This is a genomic window from Aquirhabdus sp., from assembly GCF_046462495.1.
GTDB lineage: Bacteria > Pseudomonadota > Gammaproteobacteria > Pseudomonadales > Moraxellaceae > Aquirhabdus.
The window spans coordinates 235320-256605 of the sequence record NZ_JBKGVE010000010.1 but is presented as its reverse complement, the minus strand read 5'-3'; the positions used below and the strand labels follow the sequence as shown (position 1 = coordinate 256605).

Here is a 21286-nt window from a genome sequence, read left to right as displayed (position 1 = left end):
GCGCAGATAAAGCGTTTAATGCTTATTTCAGCACAAAATCAACACGATTCGGTCCTCCTTTATCTTTGATTCCGTCACTGGTCAATTTTGGCGCGATTAAGAATATTCGATCAGATCCAATTTCACCTTTAGTCTGTAAATAGGTACGAATCGCTTCTGTCCGCTGATTGGCTAATGAAATCAAATCATCTTGGCTTACGGCTGTATTGGTCACAATGAGCTTTTCCATTTCGGCAGGCGGAAGAGATTTATTCAGACCAATAAAGTTATGAGGCTTCTCAAATTTTGAAGCGCTGTAGACTTTACCCATATACTTTTGTTTATCCGCATCGGTAACTGGGTTCTCTAATGCGTCTGCATCAGCATTCTGTTCCGCACCATCTTTGCGTTTTAGAGATTTAATCTTGCGATTCAACAAGTTTTGACTGATGCCAATGCTATCTGTTTTGGGGTCTGCGCGACCGACCAAATCCATTTTAAGTGCGGGGCGATCAATGAGTGCTTTTGCAATCGTATCAAGCTTACCTTGAGCCTCTGAGGTTAGCACAGCAGAACCTGGTGCAAATTCCGCATAGCCTAACTCATCCCCTCCGCCAAATGCTGAACTGATCAAGGCGAAAGGAGAGGTAACGGCTTTGGTAATCAAGTTAATAAAGATACGCACAATGATGCCACCAATCGAGAACTCTGGATCAGAGAGCGTTCCTGAGATCGGCAAATTAATATTAATTTGGCCATGACGATCTTTAAGTAGTGCAACGGCGAGGAGTACTGGCAGTTTAGTTGCTGTAGGACTTTCTATACGGTCACCAAAAGTCAATTGGTCGATACGGACATTATTTTGCGCAACGAGCTTATCGTTTTCAATGTGATAGTTCACATCCATCGACAGCTTTCCTTTTTCAATGGCATAACCAGCATATTTAGCTGCATAGGGAGTTAAGCGGGGTAGTTCGACACCATTTGCACTGGCCTTGATATCCAGAAACATGGGTTTAAAGAGCGGGTTGAGCGAACCTGATATGGTAACAGGGGCATCGTTGTCGATTTTGCCATTGAGGTCGATCGGGGCTGCTTGTGGTTTATCTGATGAAACGGCGCCAATACTACCATTCATATTGGTGAGGTTGGCGGTGTAATGCGGCTTCACGAAATTGTCCGTGTAATTGATATTGCCACGTTTGAGGATGACTTGACCAATTTTAACCACTGGGCTGTTGGATTTGGGTTCGCTGACAGTCGCAACAGCAGCAGTAGGTTTTATTTCGGTTTTAGGTGCATCTGGCCTTGGGGTATCCGCGGGTGTATCCGATGTGACTGATTTTGGCGCTGTGCCTGGCGGTGTATTTTTGGCAACGATCACATCCTGCAGATTGAGTTTTGCCGTCTCAGAAAGAATGAGGCGAGCGTAGAAATTATCCAAGGTAATCTTAGATAGCGTGACATTCTGTGCCGCACCGCCAATGTTGGTAGTAATGCCGCTGATATCTAGCGTATTCCATTTTAGAAAGCCATCTGAGGTGACTTTATCGATGGCGCGTAGATTATTGACGCGGAAATTGCCATTATAAGTCGCATGTAGTTGCTGATGGGCAACGGGGGGTGTCAGTTGAAGCTTGCCTTTGGCACTGGCTTGTCCTGCTGCAAGGACGATATTGAGATAATCTGTGAAATAGGGCTGTACTGCTATGATCGGGAGGTTTTGAGCATCAATTGCGAGATTCAGTGATTTAAATTGTGCGGCGATCATCCCATCTACTACCAGTTTCCCGGTCTTATTTAACTGTGTTTTTAGACCGACTTTGAGTGGGGTATCCAGTTTACTTGAGATGTTCTCAACCGTGAGATTGAGTCCATCGGCACGAAGTTCAACAGCAGGTTTGACGGCATTATCCGTCAGAGTCACATGACTATCGTTGATTGCCAGTTGATTAAGATGGACAGACCAGTCGTTTTGAGTTTTTTTGGTTGATGGATTTGCTTGAGTCGAGGCAGATCGCTTTGTATTTTGGGTAGGCAAGATAAATTGCTCAAGATTGATTTTACCCTGTACATCACGACGAATATCACTTTGGAGACCTTGCAAGCGAACCGCGCTGATATTTGCGGTCTTGGTTAATGTACTGACATTGCTACTTTCAAGGCTAATTTTTTGTGCACTGATGGTGTTGACTGGTGTAGAGCGTGAAGTTGCTTTGAGCGCATTGACTTCTGCCCCTAATTCTTTGAGTTCCAATTGCCCATTATGAATATCCAGTAATGTATTGAGCGAGAACTCACCGGAAATTGATGCTGCAAGTGCACGGTTCATATAGGGTTGATATAACGCGAGTGGGAGTGCTGCAATATGAACCTTGCCCGACAGATCACCGTTCAGTGGACTTACAGTGCCGACAAATTGGATGTCTTGATTTTGTACAGTTCCGCTGGACAGTATGACATTACTCGGTGGAGCCTCTTTTGCTAAAGACAGCTTAGTTGCAGAGAATGCAATGTTTTTGAGCTGGGTATTAAATGCGGGGGATGCATTTGCTGCATCTTGCCAATTTAAAGTGCCTCCTTGGATATCCAGTTTTGTCAGGATAATCTTGGGGAGAGTCTCTGTAGTCGTATTTGGCGAAGCTTTAGATTTTATGGGGGAGGGCTTAGTCGGTCCTTTGAGCGTAGCCCAGTTCAATTGTCCTTGGCTGTTGAGGCTACTCCACACTTCAGGATTTTTGATTTCGATTTTATCGATCTCAGCATCACCATTGAGTAGATTCAGCTTATGAAGCTGGGTATTAATGCTCTGAACATGGAGCAGGGGGTTATTTTCTTTGTCTTTCAGCGCTAAATCATCCAGTTTAATTTTGCCAGACAGTGCCACTTCAGGCTGATTCTTATTTCGAGAGAAGGTGAGGTCCAGCTGCGTGGATAATTTACTGCTTTGAATATTGATAGGGAGTGCCACAGGAGAGAAGGCGACATAACTTGCTAGATCCAGTTGGTCGATATCAAAGGCTAATGAAGTTTCTTGATTGCCTGAAAAAGGTTTGCTTCGTCCTTTGAGATTAAAAGCGGTTCCATTAATGATCGCGGATAGATGCGGTTGGACAAAAATATCAATCTTGCTGGGAAAGTTAGAGACATATGGAAGTCCTACATTGAGTGACTCGATCTTAACTTTTTTGCCCGTGACCTGATCATCAAATTGGATGGCACCGTTTTCGAGTTGGATATTCGACACGGAGAAGAGTGTTGTTCCGCTATTTTTCGGTTTTGCGAGAATACGATCTAAAATATCTGAGAAGTTATAGCGCCCAGAATTTGCTGCACTCGTGCGTATGACATGAAGCTTAGGTTGGATCAGTTGAGCTTCGCTAAGAACCGGCGCAAGACGATAAATAGATGTCAGTGATGTGCTGAGTTCAAGTTTTTTTGCTGAAAATGCGGGAGTTACCTTATCGGGTTCGAAAAGTGAGAAGTCTGACGCGGTGAGGGTAAATGTCAGTGGATTAAAGCGAATCTCGCCGATTGTCGCCCGTCTACCGATTTGCGTTTCGATTTGCTGCTCGACGATGTGCTTCGCCAATGGCGGAACAGCAAACCAACTGATTATTGCTAACAGGGCTAGAATAAGTAGCGTGATAATAATCCAACGCAAGATTTTAGGGAGTATTGATGAGAAGTTGAGATTCTTCATGCCCTTTTTTCCTTATAGACGAAAATGTCCAGAAGCCCATCATATATACGATGGTTTGCAAAAGATGTGTAGCAGTTCGCGATATTATGCTTTAGCGATTGGAAGTTTACTGTAAGTATCTTGAAACAAAAGAACAAATACGAGAGGGTAAGCCGAGCTTAAGTTGGATATTATAGAGAGTGGATTGCTTAATTTTGTGCAATAAAAAACGCCCAATAAAGGACGTTTTTTGATCATTAAAAGCGAATGCTTATTTAGCAAGTGCTTTAATGTGAGCGTTCAAACGGCTCTTATGACGTGCAGCTTTATTCTTGTGAATAATGCCTTTGTCAGCAACGCGGTCAATAACTGGAACTGCTTGTTTGTAAGCAGCAGTTGCTGAAGCGTATTCACCAGTAGCAATCGCATTGACTACTTTCTTGATGTATGTGCGAACCATTGAACGTAGGCTTGCATTATGTTGACGTTGTTTAACGTTTTGACGTGCGCGTTTGCGAGCTTGGGCTGAATTTGCCACTCAAGCGACTCCTTTAGATGTAGGTAATTGACTTAGACAACATTCAAAACCAGTCATGCCAGAAGTCATGAACCCGCTCAAACGTGCTAATAGATCAAATTAAGGCGCGAATTATGCCGGAGTCGCATTTTAAAATCAAGCAAAACACTGCTCAAATTCTATGGAATTCTTAGTTTTTACAAAATCACCTTGATTAGAATCTCATGCAAAACCTGAAAACGGATAGGATAGGGCATTCATTGGGGGGATGTACTCTATTTTTTTGATATCAATGAACTTAAAAATAGATTAAATACAGGTGATTATATGGCTATTGTAACACAAGCTTCGAAAAGTCGGTCTTTAGCAATAGTAATTGGGGCAACGGGGTTGGTTGGACGTCTTTTAATCCAGCAGCTGCTACAGTCTGGGTATTATCAAACGGTTTATGCCGTTGTGCGTAAGCCTTTTGATTTATCTAGTTATGATTCAGTAGATGCGCAAACTCAACTTGCATGGATTCAGATTCCAGATTTCAACCAGCTCCATCAAGTGCTTTCGAATTATGATTTATCGGGTGCCGACGCATTTAGTGCGTTGGGGTCGACTCAAAAACAAGCGGGGAGTAAAACGGCTTTTTATCAGATAGATCATGATTTTAGTCTGGCTTTTGCCCAAGTGTGTTATCAGCAAGGAGCACGGCACTTATTGTTGGTTTCAGCAATGGGAGCAAATGCTCATTCATTGGTCTTTTATAACCGGGTCAAAGGCATTCTTGAGGCGGATATTCAAAAAATAGGCTTTGAACATTTTTCTGTATTTAGGCCTTCTTTATTATTAGGTGCGCGTGCTCATGAGAAACGCTGGGCTGAGGATATCGGTCAGAATCTATTTACTTGGGGGCAAAAGCTACTACCCGAGACATTTAGTGCACGTCCCATCGAAGCCAATCGCGTTGCACTTGCGATGAGTCAGGTTGCACGTTTGAAGGCTAACGACAACGCTTTAAAACCGTTGGCTCACGATATTTGCATTTATTCTAATCATGAGATGTTAAAAGCGACATTAAATACTACTTAATATGTTTATAATTTAGAAATTGAATTTAAAAATGACCATGGAGTATCGACAATGACTGTTTCTCAAGCTGTTGATTTTGTGACCTGTGATTTGTTGGATGATCATCCTGACACACAAGTGTGTAGCCCTTCGATAGATGGTAAGTCATTTCGTAATTTTGGTGGTCGTAAAGCGTTTGGTGGATTGGTGGTGACCGTCAAGTGCTTTGAAGATAATTCACGCGTCAAAGAGCTACTTGCAACGGAAGGTGCTGGCAAAGTATTGGTGGTGGATGGTGGTGCTTCTATGCGCTGCGCGCTGCTCGGTGACTTGATTGGCGAAAGTGCAGTTAAGAATCACTGGGCGGGTGTGATCGTCTACGGTTGTGTACGTGATGTCGATGCACTTGCGACTCTTGATCTGGGCGTACAGGCACTCGCTAGCATCCCACAAAAAAGTAATCGTAAAGGGCTGGGTGAGACTGATGTGACCTTGAGTTTTGGTGGTCTCATGATCGAGTCGGGGATGTATGTTTATGCGGATAATAATGGCATTCTGGTTTCAGATGTGGCTTTGATCAGCTAGTTGGTATTGTTTTCAATGCCGATTCAAATATTAAAAAATGGAATTTGTTATGATTGTGCATCAAATTAAAGTTTTGCAGTCGGTTGTTTCAACATTGCTGGAAGGGGGCCGTGGAGTCAGCGGTACAGCTAATCCGAAACAACCCGCACTGACGATTCAACTGTACGATATGGAAGGTTGCCCATTTTGCCGCCGTGTACGCGAAGTATTAACCATGTTGAACTTGGATTTCGAGGTTTATCCATGTCCTAAAAACGGCACTCGTTTTCGCCCTATAGCTGAACAAATTATTCAAGGGATTGGTGGCAGTGTTCAGTTTCCATTACTGGTTGATGAAAATACCGGTGTGAAGCTACAAGAGTCACAGGCCATTATTGATTACTTGTTTCAAACCTATGGCAAAACTGGGAAAACGCCAGCGAAATGGAGAAATCTATCCAAACAGCCTGTTATCGGTACTTTGGTGAGTGGTGCTCGTTTGATGCGTGGTTTGAAAGCAGCCCCTACCAATGCAACTAAAGCGTTACCTGCACAGTTGTTGCAGTTGTGGAGTTTTGAAGCCAGTCCTTATACGCGTTTGGTGCGTGAGCGTTTATGTGAGCTTGAGTTGCCGTATGAGTTGCATAATGTGGCAAAGGAACGTTGGCAAGATATGGGTCCCGCCGTACTGCGTTTGAAGCCAGGTCCTTATGTTCCTCTTGCAGGTGGTAAGCGTGAACGTGAGATCGTCAATATGCAAGGACGATTGCAGGTTCCTTACTTGATTGATCCGAATATGGGTGTTCATCTATTTGAATCAAAAGATATTATTGACTATTTGAATCATACATATAGTTAATTTTTTTTATAGCAGGCTCAGGTGATGGCAAACTGGCTCAAGAGGGCGGTGAAAGTTTGTTGAATTAAATCCACCGGATGTACGGGTTTACCCTTGCACTTCGGCAGCCAGTCACCATAATACACAAAGGTTAAGAATACCATATGGGTGAATATTAGCGCTTAGATCGCTATAACGGATTTAATCATCGTTTTTGTGGTTGTGTCGTTATCCTGCTTTAATTGAAATAGTTTTGCGTTAAAGTTTTATTGAGTTCGCGACAATGTTTGAGTCGCATCGTTTAGAGTCACTTTTAGTATAAGGTGACTTGTTTAAAATCATTTATTTAGAGTCGATAGTCAATGTTAGCTAGTCTGGTCGGTGGCATTTTTGGCACCAAAAATGAACGTGAACTTAAACGGATGCGTAAAAGCGTCGATGCCATTAATGCCTTTGAGTCGACAATTTCGGCACTTAGTGATGCTGAAATAGCAGCAAAGACATCCGAATTTAAAAAGCGTTATCAAGATGGTGCAACATTAGACAGCTTATTGCCTGAAGCTTTTGCGGTATGTCGTGAAGCCAGTAAGCGTGCGCTGGGCATGCGTCATTATGATGTGCAGCTAATCGGTGGTATCACCTTACATGAGGGTCGTATTGCTGAAATGCGTACCGGTGAGGGGAAAACCCTCATGGCGACACTGGCGTGTTATTTGAATGCGCTGAGTGGTGCTGGTGTCCATGTGATTACTGTGAATGACTATTTGGCTGCACGTGATGCAGAGCTAAACCGTCCATTGTTTGAGTTTCTAGGACTCACAGTTGGTGTAATTCGCTCCATGCAGAGTCAAGAAGAGAAGCATGACGCCTATCGTGCAGATATCACTTACGGAACCAATAACGAATTTGGCTTTGATTATCTGCGTGACAACATGGTGTTTACACCGGAAGAGAAGAAACAACGAGGCTTGAATTACGCGATCATCGATGAAGTTGACTCGATCCTGATTGATGAAGCGCGTACCCCGCTGATTATCTCTGGTCAAAGTGATGATTCTTCAAAACTTTATGCCATGATCAACCAACTGGCTCCAGAGCTGACACGTCAAAAAGAAGAAAAAGTTCCGGATGGCGGACATTTCTGGATCGATGAAAAACAACGCAGCATTGATATGACCGAAGCCGGTTATGAATATGTTGAACAGCGCCTGACTGATATGGGATTGCTGGAAGAAGGTGATAGCTTATATTCACCGAGCAAGCTGAATCTAGTTCATCATGTCCATGCGGCATTGCGTGCCCACAATCTGTTTCAGCGTGATGTGCACTATATTGTCAGTGAAGGTGAGATTGTGATCGTCGATGAGCATACGGGCCGTACTATGCCGGGTCGCCGTTGGTCTGAAGGTCTGCATCAAGCTGCTGAAGCGAAGGAAGGTTTGAATATTCAAAATGAAAACCAAACCCTCGCAACAACGACTTTCCAAAACTACTTCCGTCTCTATCATAAACTCGGTGGTATGACTGGTACTGCAGACACTGAAGCTGCCGAGTTTGCCCAGATTTATGCGCTGGATGTAGTGGTGATTCCTACGCATCGCCCAATGGTTCGTATCGATCAAAATGACCTAATTTTCCTATCTAAAGTTGGAAAATACAAAGCCATTATTGAAGAGATTAAGCGTATTCAATTGACTGGTGCACCTGTATTGGTGGGTACGGCGACGATTGAAGCCAGTGAATTTTTATCCAATATGTTGACGCAAAGTGGTATTCGTCATGAAGTGTTGAACGCGAAACAGCATGAGCGTGAAGCGTATATCATCGCGCAAGCGGGTAGCCCTTCAGCCATTACGATCGCAACCAACATGGCGGGTCGTGGTACTGACATTTTGCTCGGTGGTAACTGGAAAGTAGAATTGGAAGCCATTCCAGAGGCAACTGAAGCAGATGCACAGCGTCTCCGTGCTGAATGGGAAGTGAAACATAAACAAGTGATTGATGCGGGCGGTTTGCATATCATTGGTTCTGAGCGTCATGAGTCACGCCGTATCGACAATCAGCTTCGTGGTCGTTCTGGTCGTCAAGGTGACCCTGGTGTATCACGCTTCTATTTGTCACTCGAAGATGACCTGATGCGTATCTTCGCGGGTGATCGCGTCACCAACATGATGCGTGCGATGGGTCTCAAAGATGACGAAGCCATTGAACATAAAATGGTGAGTCGCTCAATTGAAAATGCGCAGCGTAAAGTTGAAGCGCGTAACTTTGATATTCGTAAAAATCTGCTCAAATATGATGACGTGGCGAATGAGCAACGTAAGATTATCTATGGCCAACGTGATGATGTGCTCTATGAACCAACGATTCATGAAGGCATCTTGAATATGCATCATGATGTGATCAATGGTCTAATTGATAACTTTATTCCACCACAAAGTATTGATGATCAATGGAATATTCCGGGTCTTGAGAACTCATTGTCGGTTGAGTTCGGCCTGAGTCTGCCTGTGCAACAATGGTTAAAAGAAGATCGTCGTTTAGATGAAGATGCATTGCGTCAGAAAATCGTTGATGCATCGGTTGCACACTATGAAGCACGTCGTGTTCAGATGGGTGATGAAACGGCGAATATGCTGGAACGTCATTTCATGCTGCAATCACTTGATCGCCATTGGAAAGAGCATCTGGCGGCAATGGACTATTTGCGCCAAGGGATTCATCTGCGTGGTTATGCTCAGAAAAACCCAGAGCAGGAATATAAGCGCGAAGCATTCACTTTGTTTCAAAATATGCTGGCTGCAATCAAGTCTGAAGTAATTCAAGATTTGTCGCGTATGCATGTGCCGAGTGCTGAAGAAATTGCCGAGATGGAAGCACAGCAGCAACGTGATGCTGAGGCGATGCACCTCCAATTCCAACATTCTGGGGTAGATGGTTTAACGGGCGAAGTCTCTCAAGACCCTGAGCTTGCAGCATTGAATCAAGCGGATATGCGTTTGAATGGAACCTTTACCGAAGTTAATCCTTATGCAGGGCAGAACATTGGCCGTAACTCGCCATGCCCTTGTGGATCAGGGAGAAAATATAAGCAGTGCCATGGTGCACTGGTTTAATCGTAGTGCATTAATCGTGTGAAAAAAAACGAACCTTGAGGGTTCGTTTTTTATTTCTGTCTAAAATTTTATTTAAATTGAAGAGGCTTGACGAAATACAGTTTTAAACTCAGCTGTCGTTCACGTCTATTAAAGACGTGTGGTTTAGCGGAGATAAGCGATATGGAATCGTTTATTTGATCCAAGTATAGAGTTTAATAAACTTTTAAAAATTTGATCCGTGATTAGAGTTTCTATTACAAAGGTTTTTGATCCCATTCGCAGATACATTATATAACCCAATCCACCTGAATCGTGGATACCCTTAATACGACAATAGCTGATGAAGGTTTCCCAGAGATCTATAATGAATGGATTAGAAAGATCGACTTCGGATAAATTGATATCAATTGAGTCTGGGGGAAGAACGCGTGGTGCCGTTTTTGGCCAATCATTAGGACCTCCAACAGCTATGATGACTTGTTTGCCTTTTTCTTTGTTTAAAGCGATGCGATTTTCAATCGTGAAAAGATGTTTTCCCTCTGCAGTGAAAACATCAGTAGTTTTATCTCGAATTATTAGCTTTACATCTCTATAACCAAGCGTTCTCAAAAGGATGGGGATGCTACACGTAATAAGAGAAGCCCTATTATTACAGTCAATAATAGGGTGGCTATTGGAATAATTTCTTCGAGAGACATAGAGCCTAAGTCGATAAAAGCTAATTAATTTAAATTATATATGTCATGTGACAGGCGGGGGGGCTAAAATCTCGACGCCGGCAACGCTCTTAAAAACTCATTCCGCGCCTGATTATCCGTCGTAAATTGACCGATCATGGCGACACTACGTGTACTGGAGTCCTGCTTTTGGACACCGCGCATCATCATACACATATGCTGTGCATCCATGACTACTGCCACACCGCGTGCGCCTGTTGCATCCATCACAGCTTGAGCAATCTCTTGGGTGAGGTTCTCTTGAATCTGTAAGCGGCGTGCATACATATCGACAATACGCGCCATCTTGGATAGACCTAGTACTTTACCTTCAGGGAGATAAGCAACGTGGGTGTGACCCATAAACGGCAATAAATGATGTTCACACATTGAGAAGAACTCAATGCCTTTAACCATCACCATTTCATGATTGTTGGAAGGGAAGATCGCGCCGTTGGTAACATCTTCTAGGGTTTGCGCATAGCCTTTAGTCAGAAAAGACAGGGCTTTTGCTGCACGGATTGGGGTATCCACAAGTCCCGGACGTGTTAGATCTTCACCTACACCATTAATCAAAGTCGCGTAAGATTGCTGTAGCGCAAGGAAGGTCGACTCTTGCGTGCTTTCCGCAGCACCTTGTTGCTCTGCAAGCTCTTGTTCAGCCAAAAGCTCTTCAGCAGTTTGATTGCCAGCATACAGGTGAACTGATGGCTGTCTTAAAGGTAATGTCATAACACCAAACTTCCAACATTGCGCTGTGATGCGCTTAAAAAAGAATATCTTTGTTGCATCTAGTCAATTTTCAATGACGATCACTTCAAAAAAGTGATATGGATACCAACAATGTGCATATCATAAAGCCAACGGCTCAGAATGATAAGTTATTTATCGTCATGTCCAAGTGAGCCACGTTTCAGCAGAACCAGTACGGCTCCCGTACCACCTTGTGCAACAGGGGCGCTGACAAAGCCCATGACTTCTGGATGCTGGCGCAACCAGCTATTTACATAGGTTTTTAGGGTGGCTTCAATGCCTTTACCATGAATGATTTTGATCACATTGGGTGACAATGCTTCTGGATCAGCTTGAGCCATTCGAATAATTTCTAAAACGGCCGCTCGGGCTTGTTCTGTGGTGCACCCATGTAAATCAACGGCATGAACCCAGCGCAAATTGCCCGACTTTAATTGGTCGAATACACGATGCTGTAAGGTTTTTTCGCGAAAAGACAGAGTGGCTTCACTGGCAATGGGATTGAGCAAAGCTTTGGTATCCGAAATGCCGTCAATACTTGCGCCATCTGTACCTATCGCAGCTGCCCTGCGTGCTAAAAGTGTTGGATTCAGCGCTTTTTTGATCGGCTTAGAGCTGCGTGGCACAGTCTGTTCTTGAGGGATGGGTTGAATCCCTTGCGTAGCTTTTTGAAAGAGAGCCGCAGCATCGGCATCTTGAGCGGCAAGTTTAGCCGCTTGTTCATCAGCTAGCCGTTTCTCCGCTTTTGCTTTCTCAAGCTCTGCTTGCTTCTTTAAGTCCGATTTCAAGACGTTTAGGCTGGCAAAAGCAGAGGAGGGATTTGGGATCGAGGGTTTAGACATAAGGAGGTTAAAACAGATTCCAATGAGCCTATTGCGCTGTTTAAATCAGCGCAGGCTTGCCAAAAAGATTCGTCAATGCATGACCTGCATGCGCTTCACGCATCATACTTTCACCAACTAGGAAAGCATGAATCCCTTGAGATTGCATAAGCATCACATCGTTCGGTGTAGTGATGCCACTTTCTGTGACGAGCGTGCGATCTGAAGGAATGTATTTGCTCAAGCTTAAGGTGGTATTTAAGCTTACTTCAAAGGTTTTGAGATTGCGGTTATTGACACCAATCAGGTTGGTTGGAATTTCCATCGCACGATCCAGTTCGGCATGATCATGGACCTCAACCAGTACATCTAGATCTAAGCTTACTGCGGTATCATAGAGCTCACGCATTTGGCTATCTGACAAACATGCAGCGATCAAGAGTACACAATCAGCACCTAATGCACGACTTTCGATGATTTGATAGGGGTCAATCATGAAGTCTTTGCGAATCACGGGCAGCTTAGATACGGCTTTGACTTCTTTAACATACAAGTCATTGCCTTGGAAGAAGTCCACATCGGTAAGTACTGATAAACAGGCGGCACCTGCTTGTTCATATTGCACGGCGATTTGGGCTGGACGAAAATCAGCACGAATAATGCCTTTTGAGGGTGAGGCTTTTTTGATTTCAGCGATCACGGCTGGGCGATGATGTTGCATGCTTTTGGTAAAACCACGCACAGGATCTAAGGTTAAAATCTTTTGTTCCAAGTCATGCTGCGATATTTTATTGCGGCGTTCAACCAGTTCAACGCGTTTACGCGCAACGATTTTATCAAGAATAGTAGGGGCGTTGCTCATGCTGATGCTCGTATATCTAAATAGGTTTTGCAGACTTAATAATGCTGATACATCATTAAGCGGATTGCTTTAAGGAGTGCGTGAATTCAGCCAACATGGTGAGCTTTTCTAAAGCTTGGCCACTGTAAATCACATCTTGAGCGAGTTCCACGCCTTGCTTAATGCTATGGGTTACGCCCGTGATAAACAGCGCAGCACCGGCATTAAACGAAATCATTTGTATCGCGACTTGGCTGGCTTCAGTCGTCTGTTTACCAAAGGCATCCTTAATCAGTCGTAATGAATCTTTAGCATCGACGATCTCAAGAAGTTCAATAGACTGTGTTTTTAAACCGACATCTTCAGCACGAAGCTGATATTCAGTAATGACGCCATCTTTGAGTGCTACAACTTGATTCGGCGCGGCGATGGATAGTTCATCAAGCCCATCATGACTGTGAACAACCAATGCATGCTCACTGCCGAGCTGCGACAAAACTTCGGCCATCGGGCGACACCACTCCAGTGCATAGGCACCGATGAGGTGATGAGTCAGTCCCGTTGGGTTAGTCATCGGGCCAAGTAAATTAAAAATGGTCCGTATGCCCAAAGCACGGCGTACACCGATCGCATGCTTCATTGCAGGATGATGCTGTGGGGCAAACATAAAGCCAAGACCTAACGTATCGATACAACGTGCAATTTGTGGACTATCCAGCTCTAAGCTGACACCTGCTGCTTCTAGTAAGTCAGCACTACCTGATTTACTGGATGCCGAGCGATTGCCATGTTTTGCGACGCGTGCTCCTGCCGCAGAGGCCACAACAGCAGCAGCGGTTGAGACATTGACTAAATTTGCCCCGTGGCTTGTACCGCCAGTTCCGACGATGTCGATTGTTCGTTCTAGCTTAGAGAGCGGCACACGTTTCATCAAGGCGCGCATCGCACGTACTGAGCCTTCAAGCTCAGAGGCAGACTCGCCTTTGATTCGTAGCGCGACTAGAAATGCGGCAATCTGTGCATCATTTGCTGCACCCTGCATGATGTCGAGCATGACTTCTTGCATGCTTTCCATAGACAGGGATTGGCCTTGCAGCAGTGGATCTAAGGCGGCGCGAATCAGCTTAGAGTCAGGCTGCATAATCTTTCCATTCTTCCAGAAAACTTTTCAGTAAATCATGGCCATGCTCGCTCAAGATTGACTCAGGGTGAAACTGTACCCCTTCAATCGGCAGTGTCTTATGGCGCAGACCCATAATTTCATCAAGCTTGCCATCAAGCGATGTCCAGGCCGTGACTTCTAAACAGTCGGGTAGGGTATTTTTATCCACGACCAGTGAATGATAGCGGGTAGCATCGAAGGGTGTTTTTAACCCTTTAAAGACACCTTTATCTGCATGATGGATCGCTGAAATTCGTCCATGCATCACCTCACGCGCGCGAATCACATCTCCGCCAAAGGCTTGGCCTATAGCCTGATGGCCAAGACAAACACCCAGCAGCGGAATTTTGCCTGCAAAATGGTGAATCGCGGCAAGAGAGATACCCGCTTCGTTTGGAGAGCATGGGCCGGGTGAGATCACCAGATATTGCGGCTTCATCGCTTCGATATCTGCAATCGTCAGTTCATCGTTACGCACGACTTTGACGTCTTGACCCAACTCGCCAAAGTACTGCACGATGTTGTAAGTGAAGCTGTCATAATTATCGATCATTAAAAGCATTTTGCATTCAACTCTATGATAAATATGAATTCTGTTTTGTGTATCTGCAAAGCATACGCAAATCCATACTCATACTAATAAATATAGCCATTCGTTTTACCACTTGCGTGAATAGCGCAAGCTTTTGACTCAATACGACATTGTATCATCATCACGATGTATTGCGTGTTTAAGCTTGATGACTAAAAATGAATTGCTATATTCATTTACGTCTTCATGCTTAGCAAAACTTCGATCAAAAAGCACATCAAATAAAAAAACGACCATCAAGATGATGGTCGTTCTTTGAACGCGTCATAGGCTTGCTTAATAGAGCATTTATAGTGCAAGCGTGATGACAGTTAAAAGACGTTGACCTTATTCAAAGGGATGACGCAATACAATCGTTTGTTCACGGTCTGGACCTGTAGAAATAATATCAACAGGGCAGCCAACCAGCTCTTCAATGCGCTTAATATAAGCACGTGCATTAGCCGGCAGTTGTTTTAAAGTCGTTGCACCGATGGTCGATTCCGACCAACCAGGCATGCTTTCATAGATTGGGGTGACGTTTTCAAATGCAATCGCGTCTGAAGATCCGATACAACCACCATTATTACCTTGCTCGTAACGTACACAAACTTCGATGGTATCTAGACCATCCAAAACATCCAGCTTGGTTAAGCAGATCCCGCTGATTGAGTTTAGCTCAACTGCACGGCGCAATGCGACCGTGTCAAACCAACCGCAGCGACGCTGACGACCAGTAGTTGCACCAAATTCATGACCTACAGTACCCAGATGCTTACCGATCGCACTGCCAATATCCGTGCTTGCATCGTAGTGCAGTTCGGTTGGGAAGGGGCCTGCGCCAACACGGGTGGTGTAGGCTTTGGTAATCCCGAGGACATAGTCGAGGTACAATGGACCGAAACCTGTGCCGGTGCTAACACCGCCTGCAGTGGTGTTGCTGCTGGTGACATAAGGGTAGGTACCATGATCGATATCGAGCAATGTGCCTTGTGCACCTTCAAACATCAGTGATTTGCCTTCGCGACGATAGTCATGCAAAGTCTCGGTGACGTCACAGACCAGAGAGCGAATGACTTTTGCCCACTCGCGTGCTTGTTCTAGAGTTTTCTCATAGCTAACGGCTTCAACACCGTAGTATTGGGTCAGACGGAAATTATGGTATTCCATGATTTCACGTAGACGATCAGCAAAATCAGTATCGCGAATCAGGTCAGCCAAACGTAAACCACGCCGCGCAATTTTGTCTTCATACGCAGGTCCAATTCCACGACCTGTCGTACCGATTTTTGAGGCACCACGACGAATCTCACGTGCTTGATCCAGTGCGATATGGTAAGGCAGGATCAATGGGCAGTTAGGAGACACACGCAGGCGCTCACGAACAGGAACCCCTTTATCTTCCAGCGTTTTCATTTCTTTGATCAACGCATCGGGCGCAAGGACTACGCCATTGCCGATCAAACACAATACATTTTCACGCAAAATGCCTGATGGGATCAGATGCAGGACGGTTTTTTCACCACCAACAACGAGGGTATGACCCGCATTATGACCGCCTTGAAAACGAACTACTGCGGCAGCTTGATCGGTGAGCAAATCCACGATCTTGCCTTTGCCTTCATCGCCCCATTGCGAGCCTAGTACGACAACATTCTTACTCATACCACTGATTCCCATTGATGATTCTTACTGATAGTACATAAACGACTAATAACAACTAAATTCAATATGCTTGCTAGCGGTTTAGCTTTCTAGCTTAACGATTTGCCAGATTTTATCGATTTGAACCAAAGTGTGTGTTGCACGATGGTCGATTTCGAGTGCATTTGTGCTCTTGCCGAAACTCAATGCTTGAACAACGACATGTCCTGCGCTCCGTGCTTGTGCAATGGCAGTCAGTAAGCTGGCTTCACGTCCTGCTGGGGCCGCAATCACAATTTGTTCTTCTTGAGTCAGATAACCCGTCAGCATGTAAAGGTCACAACTAAAACCAGTTGCAGGACGTGCACGTCCAAATGCCTGACCTACGCCATCATAACGCCCGCCTTTGGCTAGCGGCACTGCAAGGTTCGGTGCGTAAACCGCAAACACAAGACCCGTATGATAGTGATAGCTGCGCAGTTCAGTCGCATCGACGCTGACATCAACCTGTGGCCAATGTGTCTGTACATGTGCCAATGTCGTTGCCAGTTGATCCAAAGCATTGCGAACATCTACATTCTGACGTGCTTCAGGGGAAAGTTGAGCCCCAAGCGCAGATAAATCATGACCTAAACGTCCGAGCACAAGGAAGTCGTTGCCATGAGCAATGTTTTGGCAGAACTCTTTCAGTTCTGGAATCGATTTGCGTTGATAGATGTTTGATAAAACTTGTTCTTGTTCTGCGCTTAAGCCAGCAATGGCAGCCAGTGCGCGGAATACGGCAACATGACCCAAATCCAAGTGAAGATTTTGGGTGAGTCCGGCATCAGCAAGGATAGTGAGCATGAGATCAATCATCTCAAGATCGGCTGCTAGCCCTGAATAACCAAAAAGCTCAGCACCGAGTTGTAATGGTGTACGAGAGGCTGAGAGTTCTTGAGGGCGAGTGTGCAGTACTGTGGCCGCATAGCAATATCGTGCAACGCCTTCAATAGGATGCACGTGGGCGTCAATGCGGGCGACTTGTGGGGTGATATCGGCGCGAACCCCCATCAAACGACCTGTAAGTTGGTCGATTAGTTTAAATGTCACCAAATCCAGATCATGGTTGTTACCACCACCGACATTGTTTGTCGTCAGTAGAGACTCGACATATTCGATAAATGGCGTGTACACCAGCGCATAGCCGCGTACCGCAAAGGTATCCAATAAGCGACGACGCAATGACTCTATTGTGTGTGCTTGGGTAGGTAAAATATCTGCTACGCCATCAGGCAACAACCAAGTTTCCGCAACTGGCATGAATTTGTCCCATGCAAAATAAAGCAAACAACGCATTATCAATTATTAACAGCAATTCAATTGATAATACATTAGAAATCAAGAGATTGAACTTACAATCAATCAGGCGTAAAAAAATCGGGAGACGTCCCGATGTCGGCATATTCTAACACGATAGATGCAGGGGATGCAGCAATTTCCCCCATAAAAAAGCCCCTGATTTGATCAGAGGCCCTGTTTGTAGCAAGCTAACAATACGCAAACATGCGGTTTAGTTGCGTAAAATACTGAGTAAACGTAAGAAAGAAATATACATCCACACCAGTGTGGCAAGTAATGCGGTCGCACAGAACCATTCCATATATTTCGGTGCGCCCAGTTCGGCACTCCGCTCAATGAGATCAAAATCCAAGATTAGATTCAGTGAAGCAATAATCGCGACAAATGCAGCAAAGCCAATTGCGACCACACCAGTTTGTTCAAACAAACCTGGAATCGATGATTTGAATGCAAGACTCATAACCATTTGCACGACAAACACTAAAGCCAGAGCAATTGTTGCAGAGATCACAACCGATTTAAACTTCTCGGTCGCACGGATAATGCCTGCACGATACAGCCCAAATAGGCTCAGTGTCGTCACAAAAGTGGCCAGCAATGCTGATGCAGGGACACCCGGGTAGCGCAGTTCGTACATGGCCGAAACGCCGCCTAAGAACAAGCCTTCCATGACGGCATAGGGTAGTGCGAGTGTTGAGCTTAAATGTGCTTTAAATGTCATGATGAGCACGAGCACAAAGCCACCGATACCACCGACCACAGCGGCAAGACCTGCAGGGCTTGCTACACCTTGCTGCATCAAGGAAATTGAATAGGCATAGAGTGCAATAGCAACAAAAGCCGCAACAAGGGTCAAAATAATGGATTTGTTAATGGCACCAGCCACAGACATCGGTTGACTGGTCGGAATAAACTCCGCTCGGCGTAGCATTGGATTGTCACTTTGCATAAAGCCCCCTGCGTGGTGATAAACTTCTTTATATAAGAAGTCTTATGTTGAATGAAATTATGATTAACCCAGCTATTAGACGTGTTAATTGTGTGATGTACAATCTAAGTTTTAGAGCAAAATAGTAACGGCTTATTGCGGAAGAAGATGGCGCATTTATCAAAATGACTTAATTCCATGTTAATAATTGCGCCCCTTAATGCGCATTAAATATGCGGCATATCGCGTGATTCTGCGTTAGTCCGCTGTCCTTGTGAATGTTTAATGCTATGATTTACACAGAAGTACGCAATGGAGCGAATGAGGGTGTCAAAACCAGCCAAAAATGCTGCGGTGAAAACAGTCGCATCGAAAACTACCTATTTTCGAAATATTGGATTGATTGGACGACCCGGTAAATCTTCGGTTGTCGATACGTTGCGTTTAATTCATGAGCATATCAATAAGCAGGGATTAAATCCTATTTTTGATGAAGCGACTGCAGAATTAGCAGGTCTGACTTCTGTGCAAGTCATTTCTCGGCCACTGCTGGGCGAAGTCTGTGATTTGGTCATTGTTGTGGGGGGGGATGGCTCTTTGCTCCACGCAGCACGTGTGTTGGCACGTCATCAAACCCCTGTGCTTGGTGTAAATCGTGGACGACTGGGTTTCTTAACCGATGTTTCGCCTGATGAAGTCTTGTTTAAGCTGGATCAAGTGCTAAAAGGCGAGTACTCCCTTGATAAGCGCTTTTTACTGCATATGGAAATTCGCTCAGGTGGGCGAGTGACTCATGAAGGCGTGGCATTGAATGATGTCGTATTACACGCGGGTAAGTCAGTCCATATGATTGACTTTGAGCTAAATATTGATGGTCATTTTGTTTATCGTCAGCATAGTGATGGTTTGATTATTGCGTCTCCTACTGGTTCAACGGCGTATTCACTTTCTGCGGGTGGGCCGATTATGCATCCATCCATGCATGGGATTGTGATAGCACCCATGCACCCACATACACTGTCTAGCCGACCGATCGTGATTGGTAGTGAAAGTGAAATTAAGATCAAGATTAAAGATACCCGTGTACACCCGATGGTGAGTGCCGATGGACAAACCAGCGTGACTTTGGAGGAGGGAGATTTGCTGCATATTCGCAAGCATCCCTTTAAGTTATGTTTGATTCATCCGCCTGGGTATGATTTTTATGCAGCCTGCCGTACGAAGTTGGGCTGGAGCCACTATAAGGAAAATGATGATGAGCATTGATGTGTTAGATACTGAAGCAACTTTAGCCGCACTGACCCCTGAGATCGTCGATCGCTTGCGAACTGCGGTTGAGATTGGTAAGTGGCCAAACGGTGATCGCCTAACGCCTGAGCAGCGGGCAACATCGATGCAAGCCGTATTGATCTGGGAAATGAAACATTTACCTGAGAATCAGCGCACAGGCTATATTGATAAGGGCAAAAAAGAAGGCGAGGCGTGTGATACCGACCATAACCATGCCCCTCATGATGAAGAAAGACCGCTGCGCTTGATCTAAGTGATTTACACGTGATGATCTACTTATGTAGCTTCGTGTAATTCTCATGAATTGCTCACTTGAACTTATTGCTCGCAATCTCAATCATTAAATCGTGGCGCTGTGCAATGTGCATGGTCCATGGAGTCAGCAGCAAAAAAAATGCTCAGATGCATTCGACTCGTCGGTTTAATCATTAGTGATTGATTACAGGATATCAAGATTATGTTATTCCATACGCCAAAATTTCAGTCAGAAATGCGGATTACCCATTTAAATGAAAGACTAGAGTCGCATCAGCGTTTTCTTGCTGGCGCAGCATTTCCGAAAGCTGAACAAAAACTTTTGGCTAAGAACCAAGAAAAGAGTAAAAAGCTCAGAACTAAAGATGGTCAACGGGTTTATGTGCTCGACTTTAAGGGTGATATCCAAGCCAGTGCTGTAGAACACCTCCGCGAAGAAATCACCGTGATTTTGTCCATGGCGCGTGCTGGTCGTGATCAAATCGTTTTGCGCCTCGAAAGCCCCGGTGGCCTAGTACATGGCTATGGTTTAGCAGCTGCACAGCTTGCTCGCCTGCGTGAGGCAGGTTTTCATTTGACCATCTGTGTCGATAAGGTCGCCGCAAGTGGCGGTTATATGATGGCTTGTATCGCTCAAGAAATTATTGCTGCACCGTTTGCAGTAGTCGGTTCTATAGGTGTTGTTGCACAGATGCCGAATTTTCATAAATTGCTGCAATCTTTGAAAATTGACTTTGATGTTTACACCGCAGGTAAATACAAACGTACCGTCACCATGTTTGGCGAAAACTCTGAGGAAGGTAAAGAGAAGTTTGAAGAGGAGCTTGAGCAAACGCATCAACTCTTTAAACACTTTGTTGAAAAGTATCGTCCGAAGCTGGATGTCTCAATCATCGCGACAGGCGAACATTGGTATGGTGAGGATGCGCTAAATTTGAAATTGGTTGATCAGTTGCAGACCAGTGACGCTTACTTGCTCTCCTTGCTGCCAACCCGTGATGTCTATGTGATTCAGTCACGTCGCAAAATGACCTTGGCAGAAAAATTTGGTTTACAGGCTGCGCAAATGGCGGGCCAAGTTGCACTACAAATTATCCCTACCCTTGAGCAAAAAATGCAAGCAGGTTTTGCACAGTTGAGTCGTCGTTTACCTGAGTTTCGTGATCCGACACTTTAAGCATTGTTTGCAATGCTTAATTTTCCAGCCACGATTAATCAAATAGCTAG

The 21286-nt window shown here is 44.8% G+C and carries 18 protein-coding genes; 7 read left to right on the top strand and 11 right to left on the bottom strand.

The annotated features are described in order from the left end of the window. Positions 1-22: 22 nt before the first annotated feature. Together ACLHG7_RS13235 and rpsT are read right to left on the bottom strand one after the other, a co-directional pair. Positions 23-3682 (bottom strand): DUF748 domain-containing protein, encoded by a 3660-nt coding sequence (locus ACLHG7_RS13235; RefSeq protein ID WP_410211462.1) that lies wholly within the window; start codon positions 3680-3682, stop codon positions 23-25. Positions 3683-3932: 250 nt separating this feature from the next. After that, positions 3933-4199: a 30S ribosomal protein S20 gene (rpsT, locus tag ACLHG7_RS13230; RefSeq protein WP_114898474.1), complete on the bottom strand. Its 267-nt coding sequence runs from the start codon at positions 4197-4199 to the stop codon at positions 3933-3935. Positions 4200-4505: 306 nt separating this feature from the next. Between rpsT and ACLHG7_RS13225 the strand changes: the two genes are divergently transcribed. From ACLHG7_RS13225 to secA, 4 genes are all read left to right on the top strand, one after another. Then, the gene (locus ACLHG7_RS13225) at positions 4506-5258 is read left to right on the top strand and encodes an NAD(P)H-binding protein (protein ID WP_410211461.1); all 753 of its coding nucleotides are present in this window, start codon (positions 4506-4508) and stop codon (positions 5256-5258) included. Positions 5259-5309: 51 nt separating this feature from the next. Next, positions 5310-5822, top strand: coding sequence for a ribonuclease E activity regulator RraA (gene rraA / locus ACLHG7_RS13220; RefSeq protein WP_114898476.1), 513 nt, complete (start codon positions 5310-5312; stop codon positions 5820-5822). Positions 5823-5871: 49 nt separating this feature from the next. Further along, on the top strand, positions 5872-6660 hold the full coding sequence (locus tag ACLHG7_RS13215; protein WP_410211460.1) for a glutathione S-transferase N-terminal domain-containing protein: 789 nt from the start codon (positions 5872-5874) through the stop codon (positions 6658-6660). 341 nt (positions 6661-7001) lie between these two features. Further along, positions 7002-9755 carry a preprotein translocase subunit SecA gene (secA, locus tag ACLHG7_RS13210; RefSeq protein ID WP_410211459.1) on the top strand — a complete coding sequence of 918 codons (2754 nt, stop codon included), beginning with the start codon at positions 7002-7004 and terminating at the stop codon, positions 9753-9755. A 144-nt stretch (positions 9756-9899) separates the two neighbouring features. Here the strand turns inward: secA and ACLHG7_RS13205 are convergent, their stop codons facing one another. The 9 genes from ACLHG7_RS13205 to ACLHG7_RS13165 form a co-directional block, all read right to left on the bottom strand. Then, a complete protein-coding gene (locus ACLHG7_RS13205) occupies positions 9900-10346 on the bottom strand; it encodes a hypothetical protein (RefSeq protein WP_410211458.1) in 447 nt (148 codons plus the stop codon). Between the two features lie 152 nt (positions 10347-10498). Then, complete coding sequence (gene folE, locus ACLHG7_RS13200; RefSeq protein ID WP_410211457.1) at positions 10499-11185, bottom strand: GTP cyclohydrolase I FolE; 687 nt, start codon at positions 11183-11185, stop codon at positions 10499-10501. A 149-nt stretch (positions 11186-11334) separates the two neighbouring features. Continuing rightward, positions 11335-12048 carry a Smr/MutS family protein gene (locus ACLHG7_RS13195; RefSeq protein ID WP_410211456.1) on the bottom strand — a complete coding sequence of 238 codons (714 nt, stop codon included), beginning with the start codon at positions 12046-12048 and terminating at the stop codon, positions 11335-11337. A gap of 40 nt (positions 12049-12088) precedes the next feature. Beyond that, complete coding sequence (gene trpC / locus ACLHG7_RS13190) at positions 12089-12889, bottom strand: indole-3-glycerol phosphate synthase TrpC (RefSeq protein ID WP_410211455.1); 801 nt, start codon at positions 12887-12889, stop codon at positions 12089-12091. A 55-nt stretch (positions 12890-12944) separates the two neighbouring features. Next, positions 12945-14009, bottom strand: a complete 1065-nt coding sequence (trpD, locus tag ACLHG7_RS13185; protein WP_410211454.1) for an anthranilate phosphoribosyltransferase — start codon at positions 14007-14009, stop codon at positions 12945-12947. After that, positions 13999-14592, bottom strand: a complete 594-nt coding sequence (locus tag ACLHG7_RS13180; protein WP_410211453.1) for an aminodeoxychorismate/anthranilate synthase component II — start codon at positions 14590-14592, stop codon at positions 13999-14001. Before ACLHG7_RS13180 ends, trpD begins: the two co-directional genes overlap by 11 nt. 357 nt (positions 14593-14949) lie before the next feature. Continuing rightward, positions 14950-16266 (bottom strand): adenylosuccinate synthase, encoded by a 1317-nt coding sequence (locus ACLHG7_RS13175; RefSeq protein WP_410211452.1) that lies wholly within the window; start codon positions 16264-16266, stop codon positions 14950-14952. Positions 16267-16347: 81 nt separating this feature from the next. Beyond that, complete coding sequence (locus ACLHG7_RS13170; RefSeq protein WP_410211451.1) at positions 16348-17547, bottom strand: ATP phosphoribosyltransferase regulatory subunit; 1200 nt, start codon at positions 17545-17547, stop codon at positions 16348-16350. A 250-nt stretch (positions 17548-17797) separates the two neighbouring features. Beyond that, a complete protein-coding gene (locus ACLHG7_RS13165; protein ID WP_410211450.1) occupies positions 17798-18535 on the bottom strand; it encodes a Bax inhibitor-1/YccA family protein in 738 nt (245 codons plus the stop codon). A 300-nt stretch (positions 18536-18835) separates the two neighbouring features. Here ACLHG7_RS13165 and ACLHG7_RS13160 point away from each other — a divergent pair, with 300 nt between their 5' ends. From ACLHG7_RS13160 to sohB, 3 genes are all read left to right on the top strand, one after another. Then, a complete protein-coding gene (locus ACLHG7_RS13160) occupies positions 18836-19780 on the top strand; it encodes an NAD(+) kinase (protein WP_410211449.1) in 945 nt (314 codons plus the stop codon). Next, positions 19770-20057 (top strand): YeaC family protein, encoded by a 288-nt coding sequence (locus tag ACLHG7_RS13155; RefSeq protein ID WP_410211448.1) that lies wholly within the window; start codon positions 19770-19772, stop codon positions 20055-20057. Before ACLHG7_RS13160 ends, ACLHG7_RS13155 begins: the two co-directional genes overlap by 11 nt. 204 nt (positions 20058-20261) lie before the next feature. Next, positions 20262-21236, top strand: a complete 975-nt coding sequence (sohB, locus tag ACLHG7_RS13150; protein WP_410211447.1) for a protease SohB — start codon at positions 20262-20264, stop codon at positions 21234-21236. Positions 21237-21286 lie beyond the last annotated feature (50 nt).